The organism is Deltaproteobacteria bacterium (assembly GCA_018668695.1).
In the GTDB taxonomy this organism is placed as follows: Bacteria; Myxococcota; XYA12-FULL-58-9; order XYA12-FULL-58-9; family JABJBS01; genus JABJBS01.
On the sequence record JABJBS010000184.1, the window covers coordinates 1 to 3,954 of the forward strand.

The window sequence follows — 3,954 nt, forward strand, 5'->3', positions numbered from 1 at the left end:
CAAAGCGGGCAAATCCGTGGCTAAGAATTCCGCATCTGGAAAATGCCTGAAATTCTGCTCGAACAAATCCGGGAAGACAACGCCCTGAGCTTTGGCAAACATGGAACAGATGTGGGCGGCCAAACTTGGACTGGGTATTTTTCACCCGGCCTTGTTCAGTGAGCTCGAGACGCTCATGGTGCAGACTCCTGTGGACTACACCATTTTCTTCCGTGAGCTCTGGAGTGTGCCTGAGGACATTGGTCCACTCAAGAAGGGTGCGCACCCGTTCACGGCGGTTGAGATCTCGGTGTCCGCCTTTAGGGCCTGGGCGTTCTTTCGGGATGGTTGCTTGAGGCGGTTGAACGCCCTCATCGGGCTCTTGCGCGTCTGATTGCGCTGCTAACTTCGTGGCTACCAAAGGGTCATTACTCATGCTCTTTCTTGCGCACAGCAAATGAGGGCTTGCAATGCAGGATGGCCTACGCTAAAAGGTGACTAGATGGTCGCGATTTGGTTCTGCCGTTGAAAAGCGCCCACCATCCAGCTTCATATTTTTCCTGGCCCAAATGCCAAGCACGGGAGGACATCATGATCGGCATTCCCCTAGGACTGATTTACGCCAACGCCACCGAATGGATTTTTCACAAATACGTCTTGCATGGCGTCGGTAAAAACCGAAACAGCTTCTGGTCTTTTCATTGGCACGACCACCACAAAAACAGCCGTCAACACGGAATGCTCGACGACCAATACGTAGAAGGCCTTTTTGCAGGATGGACTCCGCAATCCAAAGAAGTCCTCGCTTTAGCTGGGGGAGCGTTGGTTCATTTACCGCTCCTTCCAGTCGCTCCTTTTTTCGTCGGCACCGTTTTCTACTCAGGCATCCACTATTATCGAGTGCACAAGAAGAGCCACCTCGACGAGAACTGGGCCAAAAAGAACGTACCCTGGCATTGGGACCATCATATGGCCCCGGATCAAGACTGCAATTGGGGCGTGACTCGACCGTGGTTTGACCACATTTTAGGAACGCGAAAAGTCTACCTAAATTCGCCCGAAGAAATCGAAAGTCGTCCTCGTCGCGAGAAGGTGCAAGAGCGCTACAAAGAGAAGCTCCGCATGGTGCAAGAAGCGCGGCGTAAATTGAGCAAGGAGGGGATCCGAGCTCGAGTGAGCCACATGCGGAAAGCCCGCCAAGAGCGAAAAGAAATGGCGGTGTGACGTCATGCTGAAGCATCGTACGGGAGGCTTGACTCCTCCTATTTTTGGATTGAGATTTGTTAGAGTTCCAGAAGATTCGTTCATAAAGCAGCTTGCACTCTTCAAACGAAAATGGACTTGCCTTGAACTAAAGAGAAGGATCGGTCTCAATGTGCCTAGCAAGACATGAGTCTTGAATACAACGAATATCATCAAGAACATCCTTGGGATAATCCATTGGTTAATGTTCTTGGGCTCTGGTGTGTGAATGAAATTGATACGAAGTTATTCAGTGCTCAAATTGGACGTGCAGCTTTTACAAAGATTTCAAAGTCGAGTGTTCCAAGATTTGCGGCCTCGCGTTACATCCGGTTTTTCCAGAAAATTAAGCGCGGTCCTCACCGTTAACATTTCTATTTGAGTAAAAGTTTAAGTGCCTAGGTCAAAACCACGCCAAAATGTCGTGCGGGCACCCGGTCGCTCTCACCCGTAACGATGCCGGTGAGTTGCAAGGCAGTTATTTTCCTGGCGTCTACCCGCAGCTGGTCGAAACCCATGGAACGATTTTTCACTTTGTTGGCACTGAATCGCACTGGGATGCTCCCAGTTGTGAATCAGAGGGCTGGAGCAGTCCTCGATGCCAGCGCTGGCTTTCTGTGCCAACACGTCTGAGGCACTTTTATCTCTTGAATTTAATGTAGAGGTCGGTGAAGAATGAATCTATGTCAGGAAAGAAAATCGTGGAGCTCAGTACTCAAATCTATGGCCGCTCGCTTAAGGCAATGCGGTCCCCTACAAGAAATTCAATGCTAGCAATGATTTTCCGGAAACTTAAAGGCGTGGAGGTTCCTACCCCGTTTCTACGAATCCCATACGATGATGCCATGGACCGCTACGGAGTCGATGCTCCTGATATTCGGTTTGGCTTGGAACTGGTGAATGTTGGGGGAATTGTCAAAGATTCCGATTTTAAGGTGCTCTGCCTAGGTCTTGGTCAAGTGCATGGGTCATCCCCGACGCGTGTTGTTTATAGCCACATGGGAGGACCTGGAAACCCAATAAGGCAGCCCCAAGGCCATGAGTGACCAGAGGTCGGTAGGATCGACTGTATGAAAAACGGGGACCAGCGGCGGTACAGTTCCACTGCTCAACATCCACCCGATGCACCGAAACGGCCACTGAGCTGCACCCAGTCCAATCCTCAAGACATTGGCACACGGTTCAAAAAGGTTGATTCCTACCATGAGAATACTGGTAAGCCCCAAACTCATGAAGAGCACATGCCGCTGAAACCTGGGTTCTATTTTGCGGTAAGCGCATCCGAGTTCATAGGCGGCTACGGGAATAAGGGGAAAGACTATCACGCCCGCAAAATCTGAGAGTTTGCCAGTTAATGCATTACCATACATTTCCTTGAATAGATGGTCGTTCAGTATCCAAACGGCCAACATTGTGACCGTTAACGGATGACGCAAGCAATCCGCCGCGCGCAAGATTAGTTCCCACCATTGCGGCAAAGGCTCGTAGTCAACGATTCAATGCTAACGGTCAACCAATCATTTAGTTCCGAACAAGGTTGAGGGTCCTCATCATCCTCGCAGCGTAGCTCAAACCGAGTACCGTCGCTGCGAACAATTCTAACTTCACTGCTTTTGATGGAGTCTCCAACGAACTCACAACGATCTGCATGAATGGTCAGGGTGCATCCATCTAGGCATGGGAGGCATCCCTCTACTTGAGCTTGCTCGTTGGGGCATAATTTACCAATCCTAACAATCGCGTCGCCAATGATATCGCCATTGTCTTCTGTTCCCAGGTCGCCTCCAAAACCGGGGAAGCCCCCACCCAAGGAAATGGTCTCACCATTGACTTCCGTGGTTAGGGTCCATAACGCAGATGGCGCCTGAATATCTTGAATATGCTTAATACTTAATTCCAGGTGTAAGTCGCCTGGGTAATCAAACAACGATATCCGATTACCAATGGGTGCCAGTGTAGCCGTCATACGCTGTCGACTCTCACCTCGTGGCCATCCTGTGTATTCGCTTGAAAGGCCAGACTTATAATCAGGTTTGAGGGTTCCTAATGTTGCCAAAGATGCCAAGAGTAAGAGTAGAAAATTGAACCTAGACGGCCTGGCGAGGTTGTTGGTCATGATATCTCCTGGCACAACAATATCTTTAGTTTGGGATGGTATGGGATTTAAACTTTTCTTTTTCATAACGTCTCAGAAAACTGGATTAGGAATTAAACTATCTTATTATTATAAGGATTCCGAGCCCAGCCGCGGATGAATAGAAAAATTGAGATGGTTAGCGAACGAGAAAGTCTGGGTGAAACCGCGTTAGATTCCTACTGCCCCCCTAAAAGGTGCCACCCGCCTTAATGATCCTTATCGCTTAATCCCTTTGACTTAAGCTTCATCTAAACAAATTCGCATGTACCTAGGGAGAAGAGAAGGGCTCTCACGAGCCAGAGTCACCCAGCTTATGAGGTTGCTTAAGTGACTAGGGAATTCAACCTACCAAAACCCTAGAGCCTGAATGTATAACAACACGCTTCCGACTTCCTAAAAACCGTTATATCTTCCGTTTTTTGCCTGAAATAGAGAAATTCAGCGCCCTGCTCGGCTAACCAGTGCTTTCAATCGGGCTTGGCCCGAGGCTCAACACGCACCTATCCACCAAAGCTACAAAAAAGGCTTCGAATATTGGGAGATTTCAAGCTGCTCCCCACTCCCATTCATTCTCAAAATCAAATTCTCGCTGAGCA

General features: G+C 49.1%; 7 protein-coding genes. 4 read left to right on the plus strand and 3 right to left on the minus strand.

Going from position 1 to position 3,954, the window contains the following annotated elements; translation table 11 throughout:
• A partial coding sequence (locus tag HOK28_09765; GenBank protein ID MBT6433368.1) for a hypothetical protein occupies positions 1 to 415 on the minus strand: 415 nt, incomplete at its 3' end.
• Positions 416 to 570: 155 nt separating this feature from the next.
• Here HOK28_09765 and HOK28_09770 point away from each other — a divergent pair.
• Both HOK28_09770 and HOK28_09775 read left to right on the plus strand, forming a co-directional pair.
• Complete coding sequence (locus HOK28_09770) at positions 571 to 1,203, plus strand: hypothetical protein (protein MBT6433369.1); 633 nt, start codon at positions 571 to 573, stop codon at positions 1,201 to 1,203.
• A gap of 165 nt (positions 1,204 to 1,368) precedes the next feature.
• Positions 1,369 to 1,590, plus strand: coding sequence for a hypothetical protein (locus HOK28_09775; protein ID MBT6433370.1), 222 nt, complete (start codon positions 1,369 to 1,371; stop codon positions 1,588 to 1,590).
• Positions 1,591 to 1,619: 29 nt separating this feature from the next.
• Here HOK28_09775 and HOK28_09780 read toward each other — a convergent pair whose 3' ends face one another.
• Complete coding sequence (locus HOK28_09780) at positions 1,620 to 1,775, minus strand: hypothetical protein (protein ID MBT6433371.1); 156 nt, start codon at positions 1,773 to 1,775, stop codon at positions 1,620 to 1,622.
• A gap of 213 nt (positions 1,776 to 1,988) precedes the next feature.
• Here HOK28_09780 and HOK28_09785 point away from each other — a divergent pair, with 213 nt between their 5' ends.
• Both HOK28_09785 and HOK28_09790 read left to right on the plus strand, forming a co-directional pair.
• Positions 1,989 to 2,267 carry a hypothetical protein gene (locus tag HOK28_09785; protein ID MBT6433372.1) on the plus strand — a complete coding sequence of 93 codons (279 nt, stop codon included), beginning with the start codon at positions 1,989 to 1,991 and terminating at the stop codon, positions 2,265 to 2,267.
• Positions 2,268 to 2,291: 24 nt separating this feature from the next.
• A complete protein-coding gene (locus HOK28_09790) occupies positions 2,292 to 2,561 on the plus strand; it encodes a hypothetical protein (protein ID MBT6433373.1) in 270 nt (89 codons plus the stop codon).
• Between the two features lie 116 nt (positions 2,562 to 2,677).
• Here HOK28_09790 and HOK28_09795 read toward each other — a convergent pair whose 3' ends face one another.
• Positions 2,678 to 3,337, minus strand: a complete 660-nt coding sequence (locus HOK28_09795) for a hypothetical protein (GenBank protein ID MBT6433374.1) — start codon at positions 3,335 to 3,337, stop codon at positions 2,678 to 2,680.
• Between the last annotated feature and the right edge of the window lie 617 nt (positions 3,338 to 3,954).